The sequence below is a fragment of the Halococcus saccharolyticus DSM 5350 genome, from assembly GCF_000336915.1.
GTDB lineage: Archaea > Halobacteriota > Halobacteria > Halobacteriales > Halococcaceae > Halococcus > Halococcus saccharolyticus.
Window position 1 is genome coordinate 1 of the sequence record NZ_AOMD01000012.1, and the last position, 16875, is coordinate 16875.

Below are 16875 nucleotides of genomic sequence, written 5' to 3' on the forward strand. Positions count from 1 at the left end.
GCACGAGCGTGACAGCAGACGACAACGAGGGCAGCGTACCGGCAACCGATCACGATCGAGTTCCGACGATCGGGGGCGGACCACGGGAGGTGTCGTGTGAGCCTGCTCGCTGTTTCGGCCCTCGACGCCGGCTACGGCGACCTCCAGGTGCTGTCCGGAGTCGATCTGACGGTGGAGCAAGACGAGTACGTCGCCGTCGTCGGCCCGAACGGTGCCGGAAAGTCAACCGCGATGAAGGCCCTCTTCGGTCTCGCCGACCGGATGGACGGGGCGATCGCCTTCGACGGCACCGACATCACCGATCGCCCGCCGGAGTCGATCATCCACGAGGGGATGAACTACGTCCCACAGACCGGCAACATCTTCCCGTCGCTGACCGTCGCGGAGAACCTCCGGATGGGATCGTACATCCTCGATTCGACCCCCGAAGAACGCCGCGAGTCGGTTTACGACCGGTTCCCGGTCCTTCGCGAGCGACTCGACGAGTCTGCGGGCACGCTGTCGGGCGGCCAACAGCAGATGCTGGCAATGGGGTGTGCGCTGCTGCTCGATCCCGATCTGCTGCTGCTCGACGAGCCGTCGGCGGGGCTCGCGCCCGACCTCGTCGACGAGATGTTCGACAGGATCGACGAGATCAACGAGGCCGGGACCGCCGTGCTGATGGTCGAGCAGAACGCCAAGGAGGCGCTGCGACACTGCGATCGGGGCTACGTCCTCGCACAGGGCGAGAACCGCTACGAGGGCCCCGGCGAGGAACTGCTTGACGACGAGGAGGTTCGCCGGCAGTTCCTCGGCGGGTGACCGCCCGCCGACCCTGACCGGTCACAACGCGATCACAGCGCGAGATCGGTGCCGAGTCCCTCCTCTCTCGCGGTCTCGTAGATTGCCGTGGCTGCGGCGACGTCAAACACCGCCGACCCGACGCTCTCGACCACGACGATCTCCTCGGCCGATTTCCGTCCTGCGCTACCGTCCTCGAACAGCGCCGCCATCGGGACGAGATCGGCGGCGGTCAGCGACGTTGCGGCGAGATCGCCGATCGTCGCCACTTCTTCGGGCACGTCCGCGAACACGCGCGCCGCACGGTCGAACACCGCAGGTTCGACCTCCTGTATCCCCGACTCGTACGCTCCGATCGCCACCACGAGCGTGCCAGGCGCGAGCGCGTCGGCCGGGAACACCGGGTCGGTGCTGGTGGTCGCCGTCACGACCACGTCCACGTCGCGAACGGCGTCGGCGGCCGATTCGGCGGCGCTCGCCGGGATTCCCTCCTCGTTGAGGACCTCGACGCACTCGTGTTTCGAGTCGCTTGGCGAGTAGACCGCGACGCTCTCGACGTCGCACAGTGCAGCGATGGCCCTCGTCTGCCACCTGGCCTGCGCGCCCGCACCGACGACGCCGACCCGCACGGGATCGGACGCGAGCTCGCGGGCCGCGAGGCCGCCGATGCAGCCGGTTCGGGCGTTGGTGATCCGCGTCCCATCGAGGACGGCGACGGGCTCGCCGGTGCGGGCGTCGGCGAGCACGATCTGGGCGTGGAGCGTCGGCAGCCCGCGGTCGGCGTTGCCCTCGTGGATGCTGGCGAGCTTCGTCGCGAAGTAGTCCTCGCCGTGGACGTACGCGGGCATGACGAGCCCCGTTCCGAGGGGGTCGTCGGATTCGAGTTCTTCGCCGACCGGGTAGTGGGGGCGTTCCGGGCGTTCGACCGCCCCCGCGGCCTGCTTGACGAGCGCGTGCTCGACCTCGTCGGCGAGCGATTCGAGGGCGAGCACCTGGTCGATCTCGGCGTCGGTGAGAACCAGGACCATGCGTTCGCCATGTCAGTGATCGGGTTTATGGCTTTTCCCGCTCCGGTGTGAGTTCGGGAACGGCTGTAGAACGGCTCGAAAAGCGAAACGGACGAGCTTGTCGAACTATTGGAAATTGATGGCTTTCAGGAATCCTGCTGCATATAGAGGGTGTAATCAGCAGGAAAATCTGTTGAAAGGGCTGGACAGAATGTTGCCTCATATCAAAATCTTTGTATGTCATGCGATGAGGCGGGGTTTATTGAGTATCCCAACACGCTTATACGGAAATACCTGTATCAAACCTCCATGGCTCTCCCGCTGAGTGACCTGTTTTTCTTGGTTCTTGGGGCATTAGTTGGGGGGTATTTTCAGGCAGGACGGGAGAGGGTGAAACGCATCCGGAACGATGTTTGTGAACTAATGGCAGACGAAATTCGAAGTGCCAAATTAAATGGCGATATTGACCAGGAAGACAGATGGACGACATGGACTGAGCTTGACGACCTGGTCAAGCGAGAACTTCCGAATGGATTACGTAAGGAGTTTAGCCGATATTTCCAACTAGTAATTGATTTAGATGAGGAAAAAGATAGACTAGGGTATAGAAATCAAGAATTAGGGTCAACGTTTGCAGACGGAACTGTAATCTTAGAGTGGGAGAATGATGATCTACATGTGGCGACCGCTGAGTATGATTTACCGACTAAAGAGGACACAGAGATTCGTTATGGTGCTGAGTTCGAAAATTGGGTGCTGGAATATGGACCTATTCTCTCTGACCTTTTTGAAGAACAGGACTCACCATACCCGATTCCAGAAAAAGTGGAAGATGCAATCCGCTCCCATGAGCCAGACCATCATGAATTCCAGAACCTTTGCGAAACGTGGGATTCTATCACCGAAGATGGATGGAGCGAATTGATTCACGACTTGTATCTAAGTGCAGAAAGTGATCGATACTCTCTTTATCTCAAGTTGATGGAGAGAAACAAGCGGAAAATCAAGGAATCAGCTCAGACTATCGACAAATGGTTCACGATCATCGCTAATACAAACATCTACTTTCTGTATTGGTTGACAATTAAAAAGTTGATTGCTGAAATAAGGGAGTCTGGGGTTCGAGAGGTATTTGAAAATGACACATCACATGAAGCGTACAACTTATCAGAGTTGGAATAGTCCGATGTCTCTATATTCCTCACATGCTAGTAGATAGTGAGATAGGCCCTACGTGCTGATTACGTGCCCGTAGTCGGCACATTACTCACATCAGCCGTTGTGGAGTTTAGCGGAACCAAACGAACGATTTCTCGCTTGGTACTCCCGATGAACACCGTTTCGAGTGCCGCCAGTAGACTTATTCGATCACGCGGCCCAAATTCGCCAGCATGAACGTGGTGGTCGTCGGGGGCGGCATCGTTGGGCTCTCGTCCGCGCACGCGCTCGCCGAGGCCGGTGCGGACGTGACCCTCTGTGAGAGCGGCTCGCTCGGAACGGGGAGCACCGCCCGCTCGGCGGGCGGGATCAGAACCCAGTTCTCGACGCCGATCAACGTCCGTCTCTCGATCGAGAGCCTGCGGGTCTGGGACCGGTTCGAGGCGGCGTTCGGCGTCGACATCGCCCACCGGCGGCCAGGCTATCTCTTCCTCGCCCGGACCCCCGAGACGGCCGATCGTTTCCGCGAGAACGTGGCGATGCAGCACGACCTCGGCGTGGACAGCGAGTTCCTCTCGCCCGCCGAGGCCGTCGAGCGCTGTCCAGGCCTCGATGCCGACCAATTCGTCGGGGCGACCTACAACGCTGCCGACGGGTTCGCCGACCCGAACCTTGCCGTCCAGGGGTACGCGACGAGCGCTCGGGAGGCCGGCGTCGACATCCGAACGGGGACGCCCGTCGTCGATCTCGTCACCGACGGCGACGGGGTCACGGGCGTCGAAACCGACGCCGAACGGATCGACGCGGATTTCGTGGTCAACGCTGCGGGCGCGTGGGCAGCGGCCGTCGCCGACCTGGCGGGAGTCGATCTCCCGATCCACCCGCGCCGCCGGCAGGTCGCGGTCGTTGATCCCAGCCGCCCCCTGTCGGCGGACGTCCCCCTGACGATCGATCTCGAACGAGGGTCGTACTTCCGACCCGAACGGGACGGGGCCGCGCTGGTCGGCGGTCACTTCGCCGAGACCGAGTCCGACGTCGATCCGGACGCCTACTCGGACTCGATGGATCTCGACTGGGCGGCCACGGCGGTCGAACGTGCGGCAGCGTACACGAACTACTTCGACGGCGACTCGCGCATCCGCCGCGGGTGGGCCGGGCTGTACGCCGTGACGCCGGATCACCACCCAATCGTCGAAGAAACGGTGCCTGGCCTGATTACCGCGGCCGGGTTCTCGGGCCACGGGTTCCAGCACGCGCCCGCCACCGGTCGCCTGGTGGCCGAGCTCTGCACCGACGGCGAGGCGTCGCTGGTCGACATCGAGCCGCTGTCGAGTCGCCGTTTCGACGACGAGGGCGACGAACTCGTCGAACAGAACGTCGCCTGAAGTCCGGATTGTGCGTCGGCATATTCGACGTTCCGGGGCCGACGCCACACGCTGGAGGGGGGATGAGGGTTTTTGCGCTTCCGGCGCGGATTGCGGGGGAGAGCCATGACGCGCAGCATCGATCACGTCACGTTCACGGGCAGCGACCTCGAACGCCTGCAGGAGGCCTTCGAGACGGCCGGCTTCGAGCCGACGTACGGCGGTTCGCACTCGAACGGGGTCACACACATGGCGCTCGTGGGCTTCGAGGACGGGTCGTACGTCGAACTGATCGCGAAGCACGACCCCGACGCCACAGCGCCGTGGTGGGACGAGCAGATCGACGGCGACGCCGGGGCGACCGCGTGGGCGGTGCCGACCGACGGGAGCGACGCCACGGCCGCACGGCTCCGCGAGGCGGGGTTCGTCGTCCACGGACCGACGGAGTACGCGCGTGAGCGCCTGGACGGGGAACCAGTCGAATGGCGTTTGACCGTCGTCGGTGAGGGGCCCCAAGGTAGTCGATACCCGATGGTGGTCGAGGACCGCACGCCGCTCGACCGGCGCACGTCGATCACCGAACCAGCCGAGGAGACCGGGATCGGCGGGCTCTCGACAACGGTCGTGGGGACCGACGAGTTCGAGACGACCGTCGAGGGGTTCGAGGCGTTCTTCGGGACGGAACCGTCGACGATCACCGAGTCAACAGGGTTCGGGGCCCGCATCGCCCATTTCCGGGATGCGCCGGTGGCCGTCGCGTCGCCGCTCGACGAGACGTGGCTCGCCGAGCGCGTCGCAGCGCGTGGAACGCTCCCCTGTGCGTACCTGCTCGACGTCACGGACCCCGCGACGGTCCGCGACCGCTTCGCCCTCGATGGGACGACCGACTGGAACGAGGACGTGGTCCACTGGCTCGATCTCGACGTTCCCGGTCGCCTGGGCGTTCGCGAGGCAGAGGTCACAGCGCGATAGGACGCCATCCGAACGGGCGACGACGGAAGCGATCGTTCCACCAGCACCCTTTTCCCCCGGCTCGTCGTCGGGGGAGACATGACGAACGCGACGCTGCACACCAACCGGGGCGACATCGAGGTCGAACTCCACGACGAGCGCGCGCCGCGAACGGTCGAGAACTTCGTCGGACTCGCAACTGGCGATCAGGAGTGGGAAGACAACGGCGACACAGTCGAGAAGCCGCTGTACGACGACGTGGCCTTCCACCGCGTGATCGAGGGGTTCATGATTCAGGGTGGTGACCCCGACGAATCGGGTCGTGGCGGGCCGGGCTACACCTTCGACGACGAGTTCCACGACGAGCTCCGCCACGACTCGGCCGGAACGCTCTCGATGGCGAACTCGGGGCCCGATACGAATGGCTCGCAGTTCTTCATCACGCTCGACGCCCAGTCCCACCTCGACGACCGCCACGCGGTGTTCGGCGAGGTCACCGACGGCATGGACGTCGTCCGCGAGATCGGCGCGGTCCCGACCGACGCGAACGATCAGCCCCAGGAAGAGGTCGTTCTCGAATCGGTCGAGATCCACGACTGAGGCCACAAGCACCAGTCCACGAATTGAGCCGGATGGCGAACGTCCGCCAACTCGTCCGGCGAAACATCTATGATGTACTGGACGGATACCCGTCGGTATGGCCGACGATACCACGGCGCGCTGTCTGAAGTGTGGGTTCGAAGCCGCAGGCAGAAACCAGTGGGATTCGGTCGACGCGCCACCGTTGGGTGCACTCACACAGTGTCCCGAGTGCGGGAGTACCGACATCTACACGCGCTCGTAACGCCGGGACGGCCGGCTGCAGTGTGCCTCGACGGGTTCGACGGCCGCCAGCCGAACGGTAAACGGAAACCGATCGAGACCTGATATCGGAGTATGGCCGACGAACCCGTCGATCCGAGCGACATCGGCGAACGCGACGCGCCGCCGGTCGCGGAGAAACCTTACAAGATCATCTTCGAAGCGAACAAATGCATCGCGGCAGGCAAGTGTGCGGAGGTGTCGGACAACTGGACGATGAGCCTGACGAGCGAGATTGCCCAGCCCGAATCGTACTTCATCGGCGAGGAGGACCTCGACGCGAACGTCGAGGCGGCCGAGGTCTGTCCCGCAAAGAAAGATCGGGGTGTGATCCACGTGGTCGACCGCCGGACGAACGAGGAGATCGCGCCCGATCCCGAGGGCGACGGCACGCTCTCGGTCGATTGGTAGCCCGGAGACCGAAACCGACTTTTCTCCGAGTGCGTAGGAGCGGACGGGCGAGGGTGGCCGAGTCTGGCCAAAGGCGGCGGGCTTAAGACCCGCTCTCTCAGGAGTTCGTGCGTTCAAATCGCATCCCTCGCACTTTTGCGTCGATCGCCGAACAGCGACGATTTTATCACGATTCCCCATGAGCACCCGGATGATGGACTCCGACCTCCTCGCCGACGGGCCGGCCGACCGTCTCGTTCGAGTCGCCCGCACCGCGACCGGCGACAGCCTCCGCTCGGTCACCTACTTCACCAGAAGTGACTACGACCAGCTCTACCTCCGGGACGATCTCGAACAGGACGCCGACCTGATGAGTTTCATCGGTCACGAGTGGCACGACTTCAAGAACACCCGCAACGCCTACCAGAACTCCGAGTTGGGGACCTACCGCCACACCATCCGAGTGTTCGAAAACGGCTTTCTCCTCCGGATCACCACCGACCGCGACGGCGTGTTCGTGACCACCGACGGACTGACGATGCAGGACTTCGAGGCGGTCGCGAACGCAGTTACCACCGTTCTGGAAGACCGCACCGAGTAGTTTCTCGGAGCGGGTGACGACGTGCTTTTGACCAGCAAGGGCGAACCGACCACATGACCAACGACGCGCCCAGCACCGACGGGTTCGACAGTCATAGCGCGTTCGAGCCGACCGACGACGGGTTCGCGCTTACTACCATCCCGTTCGACAGCCAGGCCGAGGCCACTGAGTCGGGCTACCGAATCGATATCCACGTCCCGACGCTCGACGCTGCCACCGAGGAGTCGGTCGCGGAAGCGGTACGGGAGGGCTGGTTCGAGACGTTCGAACGCCGGCTCGCGGACGCCGGCGGCGTGACGCGCGGGAACGTCGACGTTCCGGCACCGTCCGTCGAGCGCGACGCTGGCACAGTGAGGGTCACGTTCGCGTTCGAGCACGACGATCTGGCGGGGGCGGCCGATGCCGCGAAGGCGCTGGCGGAGTACGTCGAGGGAACGTACGTCGAGGGGATCGTGCCCGGCTACACCTACGAGCCGCCGGTCGCCGATCTGCTCGCCCGAGCACGTCAGCAGGGTGATGGCGAAGGGTCGAGCGGGGCGATGCCGCTCTGAATGCGAGCGTGGACGAACGGATCAGGCGTCGCCGGCCGCACGGCTCGTGTCGCCGGCGATGATCCGACGAACGTCGCCGAGGACGCCGAAGTCCGCGAGTGCCACTACCCGATCGCCCTCTTCGAGTGAGTCGTCGGCGTGAGGGAGTCCGAGCGCCGACCCCTCCTTGCCGAACGCCAACAGCCGGGCGTCGCCGGGGAGTTCGAGTTCGCTCAGAGTGTACCCGCGGGTCGGTGAGTCCGGCGTGATGGTGAACTCCACGAGCTGGAGATGGTGGGCGATGTCGGCGATCGCGCGGATCGTCCCGCCGAGCAGGGCGTTTTTCGCGCCGATCGCGCCGAGGCGTTCGGGGTAGATCACCTCGTCGACCTCCGCGGCGTACTTCCGGTAGATCCCTTCGTACTCGTCGTTGTCGATGCGCATCACGGTCCGACACCCACGGGATTTGGCGATCAGACACGCCATGATGTTGGTGGTCACGTCGCCGGTCAGCGCCCCCACTGCGTCGGCCTCCTCGATCCCAGCGTCGACGAGGTCGTCCTCGTTTCCGCCGTCGCCGTCGAGGATGTCGACGATCTCGAGACGTTCGCCCCAGAGGCGTTCAAGCTGGTCGGGATCGTTCTCGATCACGGTCCCCTCGTGGCCCTCCTCGGCGAGCACTCTCGCTGTTCGGAGCCCGACCCGGCCGGCACCCACGATGACGAATCGCATACCTCCCGTACACCGAGGACTACCAATAACCTTACTCCGCTCGCGGCTCCGCGGACCGACCCGGCTCCTCAGTCGTCGCCCGCGATCGATGCGCGCTGTCGGTCGAGTTCGGGCGTCGGCTCGGCGTAGACGTGCTCGAACAGTTCGTCGCTCTCGGGGTCGGGGATCGCCTCGGCGGTCTCGACCGCATCGGCGAGTTCGTCGTCAGCGTCGTCCTCGCACCGCTCGACGAACGTCTCGTCGATCACGTCCCGGTCGGTGAGATACTCGGTGAACCGCTCGACCGGATCGCGGGTGCGCCACGCCGGGAGATCGGGATCGTCGTCGCGGTAGCGACTCGGGTCGTCGCTCGTGGTGTGTGCGCCCCGGCGGTAGGTCAGGCTCTCGACGAGTACCGGCTCGCCGTCGCGAGCGCGATCAAGGGCAGCCTCGATCATCTCTCGCACCGCGAGCGGGTCCATCCCGTCGACCTGTGCGCCCTCGAATCCATATGCTGTGGCTTTCTCGGCGATACTCGGGCTCGCAGTCTGGCGTTCCCGCGGCAGGGAGATCGCCCAGCCGTTGTTCTCACAGAGGAAGACGACCGGCGCGTCGAACACGCCCGCGAAGTTCATCGCCTCGTGGAAATCGCCCTCCGACGTCGCGCCGTCGCCGAAATCACAGACGATCGCGTGGTCGTTTTCCATGTGGTCGGCGGCCATCCCCGCACCGACGGCGTGAGGGAGTTGGGTCGCGATCGGTACTGCTTGCGGGAAGATCGGGAGATCGTGATCGGAGTTGAACTCGGGATGGCCACGCCGGAACGCGAGCAGGTCGCTCATCGGGACCCCGCGGGCGAGCTGCATCGCGTTCGAGCGGTAGGTGGGGAACAGCCAGTCGTCGCTCGCGAGTGCGTGGGCCGTCCCGACCTGAGTGGCCTCCTGGCCCGCAAAGGGTGGATAGCCACTCATCCAGCCACGGCGCTGGAGCGCCACGGCGCGCTCGTCGAACCGCCGCGCGCGGATCATATCCCGGAGCAGGTCGCGCGCGTCGTCGGCATCGAACTGGGTCGCTTCGAGATCGCGCTCACCGATGACCCGGTGCATATCTGCTCTCCCACGGGCCCGCCCGAAAGCCGTTCCGATACGCCGAAGTCCCGCGGGCCCCGATGGGCGATATGGTCTCGGTTGCCGACCTCGTCGGGCTCGCCGTGGTCGTCGGCGTCAACGCCGCCATCGCTGCGCTCGCCACGCGCTTCATCCGCGTCCGGCTCGACACCCAGTGGGGCGTCGCGCTCTACATCGCCCTGCTCGTTCCGGCTGCGCTGTTCGTGACGACGCTGATCGCGACCGGTCCCGTGGGACTCGGCCCGGATCTCGGCGGCGCAACGGCGGTGCTCGGTGTCGCGGTCGCGCTGCCGTTCGCGCTCGGCGTCGCGTTCGATTACTTCTGGATGCCGGCTCCTGAGGAAGTCGAACTCCCCGACACGCTCCGTGAGTCTTGAGTTCGCCACTACAGCCGCCACAGCTGCCACAGCCGCTACGACCGCCACACCCGCCGCAGCCGCCACAGTCCCCGCTCCACCGCACAATCGACAGTTGTGGTATGTTCACAATCTCCACTCGAAACAGGCGGGTCGAACCACGACGACTCGAAGCGAGTTTTTTAACTAAGGCTACCGTCTGAGCACGGCCATGGGGAGTGCTTGCGTCATCAGGGGCGAGATTCCAGCCGACGAGTTCGCGCTCTACGAGGCGCTCTCGTCGTCGCCCGACATCGAGTTCGAGGTCGAACGCATCATTGAGACCGGAACGGATGCCGCAATGCCGCTCGTGTGGGTCCGGGGGGCCGACCACGAGGCCGTTGCGGACGTCTTCGAGAACGATCCGAGCGTGCGGGAGATCGAACTCCTCTCGGAGTTCGACAACGAGCAGCTCTACCGGATGGAGTGGATCTCAGAGGTCGATCTCGTTCTCCAGATGCTCACGAACTCCGAGGCGACCATCACCGACGCGTACGGCACCGACGGCCGGTGGCATCTCCGTGTGCTCTATCCCGATCGCGAGTCGTTGACGAAGACGACCGAGTTCCGGGACGAGCAGGGACTGACGTTCGACATCACCGCGATCCGTGAGCTCGAAGGTGAACCGGCGGGCCGGTACGGTCTGACCAAAGAGCAGTTCGAGGCGCTCGAAGCCGCGCTCGAAGCGGGCTACTACGAGGTCCCGCGCGACGTTGATCAGAATGAACTCGCCGAGAAACTGGGGATCTCCCACCAGGCGCTCTCCGAACGCCTCCGGCGTGCGACCGGCGCGCTCGTCGAGGACGCGCTGCTGGTCGGGGCCGTCCCGGACCACGATGCAAAGTCCTGAAACGGGATTTCCCACCTGTTTGCGAGCGACCGTACCACGGAACTGTGCTTTCATTCGCAACCTCAACGGATACAAGTGATTCGCCGAGTAGTGATGGCAATGAGTCTGATCGGCGCGCTGCCGTCCGCTCCGCTGGATCGAGCGGATGCCGAGACGATACGCGCCCGCAACGACGTGGATGCGCTCATCGTGCTCGGTACTTCGTCGATGTACGCCCGTCGGAGTCGGTACGACGACCCTGCAACCGAGGCCGTTGTGCTCGTCGACGGTGACGTATGCGGCCTCTCGTACGACGAATCCGGCTGGTCTCGGGAAGTACTTCGCCGCGACGCCGATCGTCACGAACACCTCGAAGCCACGCTCCAGTGGTCGTCGGGGTAACGTCGCCGGCGCGTACCGGCGGTGATGGAGTCGTCGAGCGGGAGTTTGGACGGCGACCCGCTCGATGGGCTACTCGGCGGCCGCGTCGAGCAGCCGTTCGACCGCCGACTCGGCCGATTCGAGGACCGCCTCGGGCGACTGGCTCGCGTCGATCCGCACGAACCGCTCGGGTTCGTACTCGATGAGCTGTTCGTAGTTTGCCCGAACTCTGTCGAGATATTCCGCCTGCTCGAACTTGTTGGTCGCGCCGCTTCGCGCCGCCCCCTTCTCGGGATCGAGATCGAGATAGATCGTCGCATCCGGCGGGCGCGTCCACGGCTGATGGACCCCGCGAACGTACTCCATCGGGCGTCTCACCTGTCCGTCGAGCGCCGCGCCCTGATAGGCGTACCGCGAATCGGAGTACCGATCCGAGATCACGATGTCGCCGGCGTTGAGCGCGGGGCGCACAGTAGATGAGAGGTGGGCGGCGTGGTCGGCCGTGTACAGAAAGAGTTCGGCGAGCGGGTCGGCCTCGGGATCACCGATCGACCGTGCGACCGCTTCGCCGTACCACGAGTCAGTCGGCTCGCGGGTGAACGTGGCGTCGACGGTGTCGTGGAGTGCCTCCCAAACCGTGGTCTTCCCACTGCCGTCGATCCCTTCAAGCGTGATGAGCATACCGCGTCTTCGCCCGCCGACGGGTAAGCCTTCCCTGCCGGTGACGGTGGTTTTAGGTCAGTTCCACGAGTAGTCACGGTATGGACGTACTCGTGACCGGTGGCGACGGCTTCGTTGGACGACATCTGTGTGACGAACTGGCGGATCGCGGCCACGACGTGACGGCGCTCTCGCGTGATCCCGATCCATCGGTGTTCGAGGCGGATGTCGAGACCGCGATCGGCGACGTAACCGCCTACGACTCGATGGAAGGGGCGTTCGCGGACCAGGATGCGGTCGTGAATCTCGTCGCGCTCTCGCCACTCTTCCAGCCCTCGGGCGGCGACGAACAGCACTTCGAAATCCATCTCGGTGGCACCGAAAACGCCGTCCGAGCCGCCGAGGAACACGGCGTCGAACGGCTCGTCCAGATGAGCGCGCTCGGGGCCGACCCCCAGGGATCGACGGCGTACATCCGATCGAAGGGCGAGGCCGAGCAGGTAGTACGGGACTCGGCGCTCGACTGGACGATCTTCCGGCCATCGGTGGTGTTCGGGGACGGCGGCGAGTTCGTCTCGTTCACGAAGAAACTCACGCCGCCGTACCTCGCACCGCTGCCCCGCGGCGGCCGTACCCGATTCCAGCCGATCTGGATCGGCGACCTCGTGCCGATGCTCGCCGACGCTGTGACGGAGGACGGTCACACCGGCGAGACCTACGAGATCGGCGGGCCGGCGACCCTGACGCTCGCTGACGTCGCCAAACTCGCCTACCGGGCGGAGGGGAAGTCCGTCTCGATCGTTCCGGTGCCGATGGGGCTCACGAAGCTCGGGATGGGACTCGCCGACCCGCTGCCGGTGATCCCGTTCGGCTCGGACCAGGCGCGCTCGCTCGAAATGGACAACACGGTCGCCGACAACGACGTCGCCGCATTCGGCCGCGACGTCACCGATTTGCAGTCACTCGCCGACTACCTCGGCGTTGCGTGACCCCTGATCGTTGGTAGCGTCGCCGACGGCAGCCTCCTTCTCCACGCCGACCGGCACCCATTTGACGCCGAGCGGCCGAGCCTGACGCATGCGCGTCGTCGTTCCGTTCGCGGCCGAGCAGCCGAAGACTCGGCTCGCGGACGTGTTTACGCCCGCCGAGCGGCGGGAACTCGCCCGCGTCATGCTGGACGACGTTCTCCGTGCGCTCCGTGAGGCCGGCCACACGCCCGAAGTGCTCACGACGGCCACGATCGACGTGAACGTACCCACGATCGTCGACGATCGTCCACTGAACGCGGCCGTCAATGCGGTGTTGGCGGACGGATCGCCGGTCGCGGTGGTGATGGCAGACCTCCCGCTCGCGACCCCTGACGCGTTCGCGCGGCTGTTCGCGTCCGATGCCGACGTGGTGCTCGCGCCCGGCCGAGGTGGCGGGACGAACGCGTTCGTGACGCGTCACTCCAGCTTCCGGGTCGACTACCACGGCGCGTCGTACCGAGACCACCGCGAACGCGCCCGCGAGGTCGGCGCGAGCGTCGCGACGATCGATTCCCATCGGCTCGCGACCGATGTCGACGAATCCACGGATCTCGTCGAAGTGCTGCTCCACGGAACTGGCGAGACGCGTCGATGGCTCGAAGAACGAGGCGTTCGACTCGACACGAGCGGGGACGGTCGTGTCGGTATCCGGCGAGACGATACGACCGCTGTGTAGCAGGATGAAGGGACAGAGACGGGCTGAATCGGGTGAGAGTTGGGACAATCCTTTCAAGGAGACGTCACCGAGGACGAACTGCGCGAACCCGCTTCCCCGGTTCGCGCGCGGGGTGACTGTCGGCTGTGGTGCCCGCCGCTCCCGGCCCGGTATCCCCCACTCCCCTCCTTGGATACCGGGCATCCCCGCTGAGTGAGTGCCTTTTAGCCGTCCGGGTTCCTCGCCGAAGCCATGCAAGAGGCCGACACGCGCGACCCACTCGACGCTCTCGACGTCACGACGCGAGATGTCGACCGGCTATGTAGCGTCGAGCCGGCGGACGTCGATCCCGCTCCCCACCTCTCGTTCGCGCGCAACGTCTTCCTCCCGCTGACCACGGCATGTCGGTACACCTGTACCTACTGCACGTACTTCGACCCGCCCGGTGAGGCCAGCCTGATGAGCCGCGAGGACGTCCGACAGGTGCTCGAAACCGGAGCCGACGCCGGCTGCACCGAGGCGCTGTTCACCTTCGGCGACAAGCCCGACGACCGCTACGCGGCGATCCACGATCAGCTCGACGCGTGGGGTCACGACTCGATCCACGAGTATCTCTACGAGATGTGCGAACTCGCGCTCGACGTCGGGCTCCTCCCCCACAGCAACCCTGGCGACCTCCAGCACGACGAGATGGCGATGCTCGCCGAGGTGAACGCCTCGATGGGCGTCATGCTCGAAACCACCGCCGATGTCGACGCGCACGCCGGCCCCCGGCAGAAGACCCCCGAACAGCGCCTCGACACCATCCGCGCGGCCGGCGAGGTCGGGATCCCCTTCACCACCGGGATTCTGGTAGGAATTGGCGAAAGCTGGAAGGATCGGGCCGAATCGCTGCTGGCGATCCGCGAACTCAACGAGCGCTACGGCCACATCCAGGAGGTGCTCGTCCAGCCCGTTGTCGAGAACGAACGCTGGAACAGCCCGACGCCCGACGCCGGGACGCTCCGGCGCGCGGTCGCGATGGCACGCGTTGCGCTCCCCGAGGAGGTGTCGATCCAGGTGCCACCGAACCTCGCGCCCGTCCGCGAGGTGCTCGACTGCGGCGTCGACGACCTTGGCGGGGTGTCGCCCGTGACCGACGACCACATCAATCCCGACTACGCGTGGCCGGGTCTCGACGAACTCGAAGCCATCACTGGAGAGGCCGGCGTCCCGCTCGGCGAGCGCCTGCCGGTGTACAAGCGATTCGTCGACGACGGCGACTGGATCGACGAACGGATCGAGACGGCGATCGCCGCCGACACCGTCCACGGCGAGCGGTTCCGATCGGTGCTCGAATACGGCGAGAATCCTGCCGAGGTCTGAGTCCCCGTCTCCAATCCAGACTGCGGCCAGAAGCGAGAGCGCCGAGGCTCCGTTACCGGCGGCCGGCGGGTTCGCGTTCGCGGTCTCGATCGGCGTCGGAGCGCGACCGCGAATCGGCTCGCTCCGGTGTGGGGTCGTATCGCTCGGTCTCGTCGCCTGTTGTCGATTCGTCATCGAACTCGACGGTGAGCGGCCGTGCGAGTCGGGCAGCCGCGGTCGCGGCCAGGTCCCGTGCTCGGGCCATCGTCCCCGGTTCGGGTGGAGACTGTGTTTCGAGTTCGCTCCCCTCGCGCACGAGGAGGTCGCGGTCGTCGAGTTCGGCGAGCGCGCGGTCGATCGCCGCGTCGTCGGGATCGAGCGCGGTCGAGAGTTCCCGGCGAGTGAGGCGCTCCTCACGGAGCGTCTCGTCGACCTGGCGTGTGACGTAGTCGTGGTAGACATCCCGACCGTCGGGAGTCTCGTCGGTGTCGTCGTCGCCGACGGTGAGTCCCTCGTGACGGAGCGTCTGGACTGCGTCGAGGCTGATCCACCCGCCGATGGCCGCGAAAAGCACCGGCAGCCACCACGTGCCAGTGCCACCGAGCACGAACAGGGCAACGCTGGAGAGCAGCGCCACGAGACCGAACCCAAACGATCTGACCTCGCCACGGAGATCGTACACCTCCGAGAGGAGTTCGGACAGACCGAGAACTACGGTCATAACGAGGCTGGTCCCCATCTGTGCGATCGATCCATCGAGAAACCAGAACGTGATCGCGACGAATCCGAGCCAGGTCAGTATCGCCCGGAAACCGATCCGATCCTGGATCGCGGCGCGGACGGAGTCGGCCATCGATCACCGGTTCTCATCCTGTGTAATTAACTCCTCGCCTCGCCGATCGTTTCGGATCGACGAACGGACGACGGCTCGTCAGGAGCGTGGATCGGAACACTCCGTGCGAACCGATCGTTCTTCCGGAATATCTCGGTTATTCAACATGGTTCGTCGCAGACGGATGCGTGGTGAGGACACGAATGGCCAAATCCACACGACGCGAGCTGCTGAAACTGACCGGAGCGACGGCGGCAGCTGCGGTCGGCGTCCCGAGCGTCGGTCTTGCGCAGGACGACACGCCCGACACCGAGTGGACGGCTGTGGAATCGCCAACCACGAAGACACTGAACGGTGCGGTCGATACTGCCGAAGGCCCGTTCGTGGTCGGGGCGGGCGGCGACGTACTCGCCCGTCGGAAAGACGGCTGGCAGAAGGTCGTCGAGTACGGTCCACAGGCGCGGAGTCGCCCGCTGACCGGGGTCGACGTGACCGACGACGGCAAGGCGCTCTGGTTCGTCGGTGGCTCGGGCGTGATCGGCGAGTACCGCGTCGACACCGAGACGCTCACGAACTACTCCGCGCCGAAGGAGAAGACGAGCACGTGGGAGGGCTGTGCGGTGCGGGGCAGGGCGGGCGAGAACGAGCGGCTCTACTTCGTCAACGGCTCGGGCGAGCTACTGATCGGCGTCCGCCAGGAGAGCGGCGCGGTCAAGTACGAGGACGTGACCAAACCCGGTGGCGGGTCGACGATTCCGGCGATCGACTTCCACGCGCGAAAGAAGGGACACGTCGTCTCGACCAGCCAGTTCGTCGCCGCGACGGGCGACGGTGGCAAGAACTGGAAGCGAATCGGGATCGACTTCGCTGGCGGGGCCTTTTTCGACACCGCGAGCGTCGGCCCGAAGGACGTCAACGTGGCCGCCGGCGGCGGGATCGTCTATCGCTACGACGGGTTCCGGTGGACGCCCCACGTCATCGACGACGGCCGCCAGGCGATCCGGGCGATCGACCGCGACGGCGCGATGGGACTCGCGGCAGGCTCGGGCGGAAAGGTCTACGAACGCCAGTCCGTCGGCCAGTGGCGACGGACGCAAACGCCGGTCGAGACGAAGCTCAACGGCGTCGCGCGCACGGACACCTACGACGTGGCGGTCGGCGCTGGCGGTACCATCGTCGAACGTTCGGTCGATCGCGACGCCGAGCCACCGAGCGGCAACAAATCGGTGGTGCGGTACGCGGAGGGCGCTGTCGAAGCGGCGTGGGACTGA

21 protein-coding genes and 1 tRNA gene are annotated in these 16875 nt (G+C 65.2%); 17 read left to right on the plus strand and 5 right to left on the minus strand.

Translation table 11 applies throughout. From position 1 onward, the window contains the following. The first annotated feature begins 96 nt into the window (after window positions 1–96). Complete coding sequence (locus C449_RS03160) at window positions 97–801, plus strand: ABC transporter ATP-binding protein (protein WP_006076462.1); 705 nt, start codon at window positions 97–99, stop codon at window positions 799–801. A gap of 32 nt (window positions 802–833) precedes the next feature. On the opposite strand, the gene C449_RS03165 is transcribed toward C449_RS03160, so the two are convergent. Further along, window positions 834–1808 carry an ornithine cyclodeaminase family protein gene (locus tag C449_RS03165; RefSeq protein ID WP_006076463.1) on the minus strand — a complete coding sequence of 325 codons (975 nt, stop codon included), beginning with the start codon at window positions 1806–1808 and terminating at the stop codon, window positions 834–836. A 288-nt stretch (window positions 1809–2096) separates the two neighbouring features. Here C449_RS03165 and C449_RS03170 point away from each other — a divergent pair, with 288 nt between their 5' ends. The 9 genes from C449_RS03170 (at window position 2097) to C449_RS03205 (ending at window position 7663) form a co-directional block, all read left to right on the plus strand. Then, a complete protein-coding gene (locus C449_RS03170) occupies window positions 2097–2969 on the plus strand; it encodes a hypothetical protein (protein ID WP_152415644.1) in 873 nt (290 codons plus the stop codon). Between the two features lie 209 nt (window positions 2970–3178). Continuing rightward, window positions 3179–4330, plus strand: coding sequence for an NAD(P)/FAD-dependent oxidoreductase (locus tag C449_RS03175; protein ID WP_006076465.1), 1152 nt, complete (start codon window positions 3179–3181; stop codon window positions 4328–4330). A 105-nt stretch (window positions 4331–4435) separates the two neighbouring features. Continuing rightward, entirely contained in the window at window positions 4436–5281 is an 846-nt protein-coding gene (locus C449_RS03180; protein ID WP_006076466.1) for a VOC family protein, read from the plus strand. Between the two features lie 78 nt (window positions 5282–5359). Next, a complete protein-coding gene (locus tag C449_RS03185; protein ID WP_006076467.1) occupies window positions 5360–5860 on the plus strand; it encodes a peptidylprolyl isomerase in 501 nt (166 codons plus the stop codon). A 97-nt stretch (window positions 5861–5957) separates the two neighbouring features. After that, window positions 5958–6104, plus strand: coding sequence for a hypothetical protein (locus tag C449_RS18205; RefSeq protein WP_006076468.1), 147 nt, complete (start codon window positions 5958–5960; stop codon window positions 6102–6104). A gap of 92 nt (window positions 6105–6196) precedes the next feature. Continuing rightward, window positions 6197–6532, plus strand: coding sequence for a hypothetical protein (locus tag C449_RS03190; protein WP_006076469.1), 336 nt, complete (start codon window positions 6197–6199; stop codon window positions 6530–6532). 47 nt (window positions 6533–6579) lie between these two features. Then, window positions 6580–6664: transfer RNA gene (locus tag C449_RS03195), tRNA-Leu, on the plus strand. A 61-nt stretch (window positions 6665–6725) separates the two neighbouring features. Next, the gene (locus C449_RS03200; protein ID WP_241430068.1) at window positions 6726–7112 is read left to right on the plus strand and encodes a DUF7522 family protein; all 387 of its coding nucleotides are present in this window, start codon (window positions 6726–6728) and stop codon (window positions 7110–7112) included. Window positions 7113–7165: 53 nt separating this feature from the next. After that, on the plus strand, window positions 7166–7663 hold the full coding sequence (locus C449_RS03205) for a DUF5813 family protein (RefSeq protein ID WP_006076471.1): 498 nt from the start codon (window positions 7166–7168) through the stop codon (window positions 7661–7663). A 21-nt stretch (window positions 7664–7684) separates the two neighbouring features. Here C449_RS03205 and C449_RS03210 read toward each other — a convergent pair whose 3' ends face one another. Next, window positions 7685–8374 carry a potassium channel family protein gene (locus C449_RS03210; protein ID WP_006076472.1) on the minus strand — a complete coding sequence of 230 codons (690 nt, stop codon included), beginning with the start codon at window positions 8372–8374 and terminating at the stop codon, window positions 7685–7687. Between the two features lie 68 nt (window positions 8375–8442). Then, on the minus strand, window positions 8443–9459 hold the full coding sequence (locus C449_RS03215; RefSeq protein WP_006076473.1) for a thiamine pyrophosphate-dependent enzyme: 1017 nt from the start codon (window positions 9457–9459) through the stop codon (window positions 8443–8445). Between the two features lie 71 nt (window positions 9460–9530). Between C449_RS03215 and C449_RS03220 the strand changes: the two genes are divergently transcribed. The 3 genes from C449_RS03220 to C449_RS03230 all read left to right on the plus strand — a co-directional run bounded on the left by C449_RS03220 (window position 9531) and on the right by C449_RS03230 (window position 11106). Beyond that, entirely contained in the window at window positions 9531–9857 is a 327-nt protein-coding gene (locus tag C449_RS03220) for a hypothetical protein (protein WP_049913870.1), read from the plus strand. A gap of 190 nt (window positions 9858–10047) precedes the next feature. Next, window positions 10048–10725 (plus strand): helix-turn-helix domain-containing protein, encoded by a 678-nt coding sequence (locus C449_RS03225; protein ID WP_006076475.1) that lies wholly within the window; start codon window positions 10048–10050, stop codon window positions 10723–10725. 99 nt (window positions 10726–10824) lie between these two features. After that, on the plus strand, window positions 10825–11106 hold the full coding sequence (locus tag C449_RS03230; RefSeq protein WP_006076476.1) for a hypothetical protein: 282 nt from the start codon (window positions 10825–10827) through the stop codon (window positions 11104–11106). A gap of 69 nt (window positions 11107–11175) precedes the next feature. Here the strand turns inward: C449_RS03230 and tmk are convergent, their stop codons facing one another. After that, complete coding sequence (gene tmk / locus C449_RS03235; RefSeq protein ID WP_006076477.1) at window positions 11176–11766, minus strand: dTMP kinase; 591 nt, start codon at window positions 11764–11766, stop codon at window positions 11176–11178. An 80-nt stretch (window positions 11767–11846) separates the two neighbouring features. On the opposite strand from tmk, the gene C449_RS03240 reads away from it, so the two are divergent. From C449_RS03240 to cofG, 3 genes are all read left to right on the plus strand, one after another. Continuing rightward, window positions 11847–12734, plus strand: a complete 888-nt coding sequence (locus C449_RS03240; RefSeq protein ID WP_006076478.1) for a complex I NDUFA9 subunit family protein — start codon at window positions 11847–11849, stop codon at window positions 12732–12734. An 88-nt stretch (window positions 12735–12822) separates the two neighbouring features. Continuing rightward, on the plus strand, window positions 12823–13449 hold the full coding sequence (gene cofC, locus C449_RS03245; protein ID WP_006076479.1) for a 2-phospho-L-lactate guanylyltransferase: 627 nt from the start codon (window positions 12823–12825) through the stop codon (window positions 13447–13449). Window positions 13450–13680: 231 nt separating this feature from the next. Then, window positions 13681–14793 (plus strand): 7,8-didemethyl-8-hydroxy-5-deazariboflavin synthase subunit CofG, encoded by a 1113-nt coding sequence (cofG, locus tag C449_RS03250; protein WP_006076480.1) that lies wholly within the window; start codon window positions 13681–13683, stop codon window positions 14791–14793. 52 nt (window positions 14794–14845) lie between these two features. Here cofG and C449_RS03255 read toward each other — a convergent pair whose 3' ends face one another. Then, window positions 14846–15625, minus strand: coding sequence for an MFS transporter (locus C449_RS03255; RefSeq protein ID WP_006076481.1), 780 nt, complete (start codon window positions 15623–15625; stop codon window positions 14846–14848). Window positions 15626–15807: 182 nt separating this feature from the next. Here C449_RS03255 and C449_RS03260 point away from each other — a divergent pair, with 182 nt between their 5' ends. Continuing rightward, window positions 15808–16875 (plus strand): hypothetical protein, encoded by a 1068-nt coding sequence (locus C449_RS03260; protein WP_006076482.1) that lies wholly within the window; start codon window positions 15808–15810, stop codon window positions 16873–16875.

Bases quoted from the DNA above. Each gene is read 5' to 3' on its own strand.
- C449_RS03230 (WP_006076476.1), top strand. From the start codon at position 10,825: ATGAGTCTGATCGGCGCGCTGCCGTCCGCTCCGCTGGATCGAGCGGAT.
- C449_RS03175 (WP_006076465.1), top strand. From the start codon at position 3,179: ATGAACGTGGTGGTCGTCGGGGGCGGCATCGTTGGGCTCTCGTCCGCG.
- cofG (WP_006076480.1), top strand. From the start codon at position 13,681: ATGCAAGAGGCCGACACGCGCGACCCACTCGACGCTCTCGACGTCACG.
- C449_RS03180 (WP_006076466.1), top strand. From the start codon at position 4,436: ATGACGCGCAGCATCGATCACGTCACGTTCACGGGCAGCGACCTCGAA.
- C449_RS03225 (WP_006076475.1), top strand. From the start codon at position 10,048: ATGGGGAGTGCTTGCGTCATCAGGGGCGAGATTCCAGCCGACGAGTTC.
- C449_RS03240 (WP_006076478.1), top strand. From the start codon at position 11,847: ATGGACGTACTCGTGACCGGTGGCGACGGCTTCGTTGGACGACATCTG.
- tmk (WP_006076477.1), bottom strand. From the start codon at position 11,766: ATGCTCATCACGCTTGAAGGGATCGACGGCAGTGGGAAGACCACGGTT.
- C449_RS03210 (WP_006076472.1), bottom strand. From the start codon at position 8,374: ATGCGATTCGTCATCGTGGGTGCCGGCCGGGTCGGGCTCCGAACAGCG.
- C449_RS03205 (WP_006076471.1), top strand. From the start codon at position 7,166: ATGACCAACGACGCGCCCAGCACCGACGGGTTCGACAGTCATAGCGCG.
- C449_RS03185 (WP_006076467.1), top strand. From the start codon at position 5,360: ATGACGAACGCGACGCTGCACACCAACCGGGGCGACATCGAGGTCGAA.
- C449_RS03260 (WP_006076482.1), top strand. From the start codon at position 15,808: ATGGCCAAATCCACACGACGCGAGCTGCTGAAACTGACCGGAGCGACG.
- C449_RS03165 (WP_006076463.1), bottom strand. From the start codon at position 1,808: ATGGTCCTGGTTCTCACCGACGCCGAGATCGACCAGGTGCTCGCCCTC.
- C449_RS03255 (WP_006076481.1), bottom strand. From the start codon at position 15,625: ATGGCCGACTCCGTCCGCGCCGCGATCCAGGATCGGATCGGTTTCCGG.
- C449_RS03170 (WP_152415644.1), top strand. From the start codon at position 2,097: ATGGCTCTCCCGCTGAGTGACCTGTTTTTCTTGGTTCTTGGGGCATTA.
- C449_RS03220 (WP_049913870.1), top strand. From the start codon at position 9,531: ATGGTCTCGGTTGCCGACCTCGTCGGGCTCGCCGTGGTCGTCGGCGTC.
- C449_RS18205 (WP_006076468.1), top strand. From the start codon at position 5,958: ATGGCCGACGATACCACGGCGCGCTGTCTGAAGTGTGGGTTCGAAGCC.
- cofC (WP_006076479.1), top strand. From the start codon at position 12,823: ATGCGCGTCGTCGTTCCGTTCGCGGCCGAGCAGCCGAAGACTCGGCTC.
- C449_RS03200 (WP_241430068.1), top strand. From the start codon at position 6,726: ATGGACTCCGACCTCCTCGCCGACGGGCCGGCCGACCGTCTCGTTCGA.
- C449_RS03190 (WP_006076469.1), top strand. From the start codon at position 6,197: ATGGCCGACGAACCCGTCGATCCGAGCGACATCGGCGAACGCGACGCG.
- C449_RS03215 (WP_006076473.1), bottom strand. From the start codon at position 9,459: ATGCACCGGGTCATCGGTGAGCGCGATCTCGAAGCGACCCAGTTCGAT.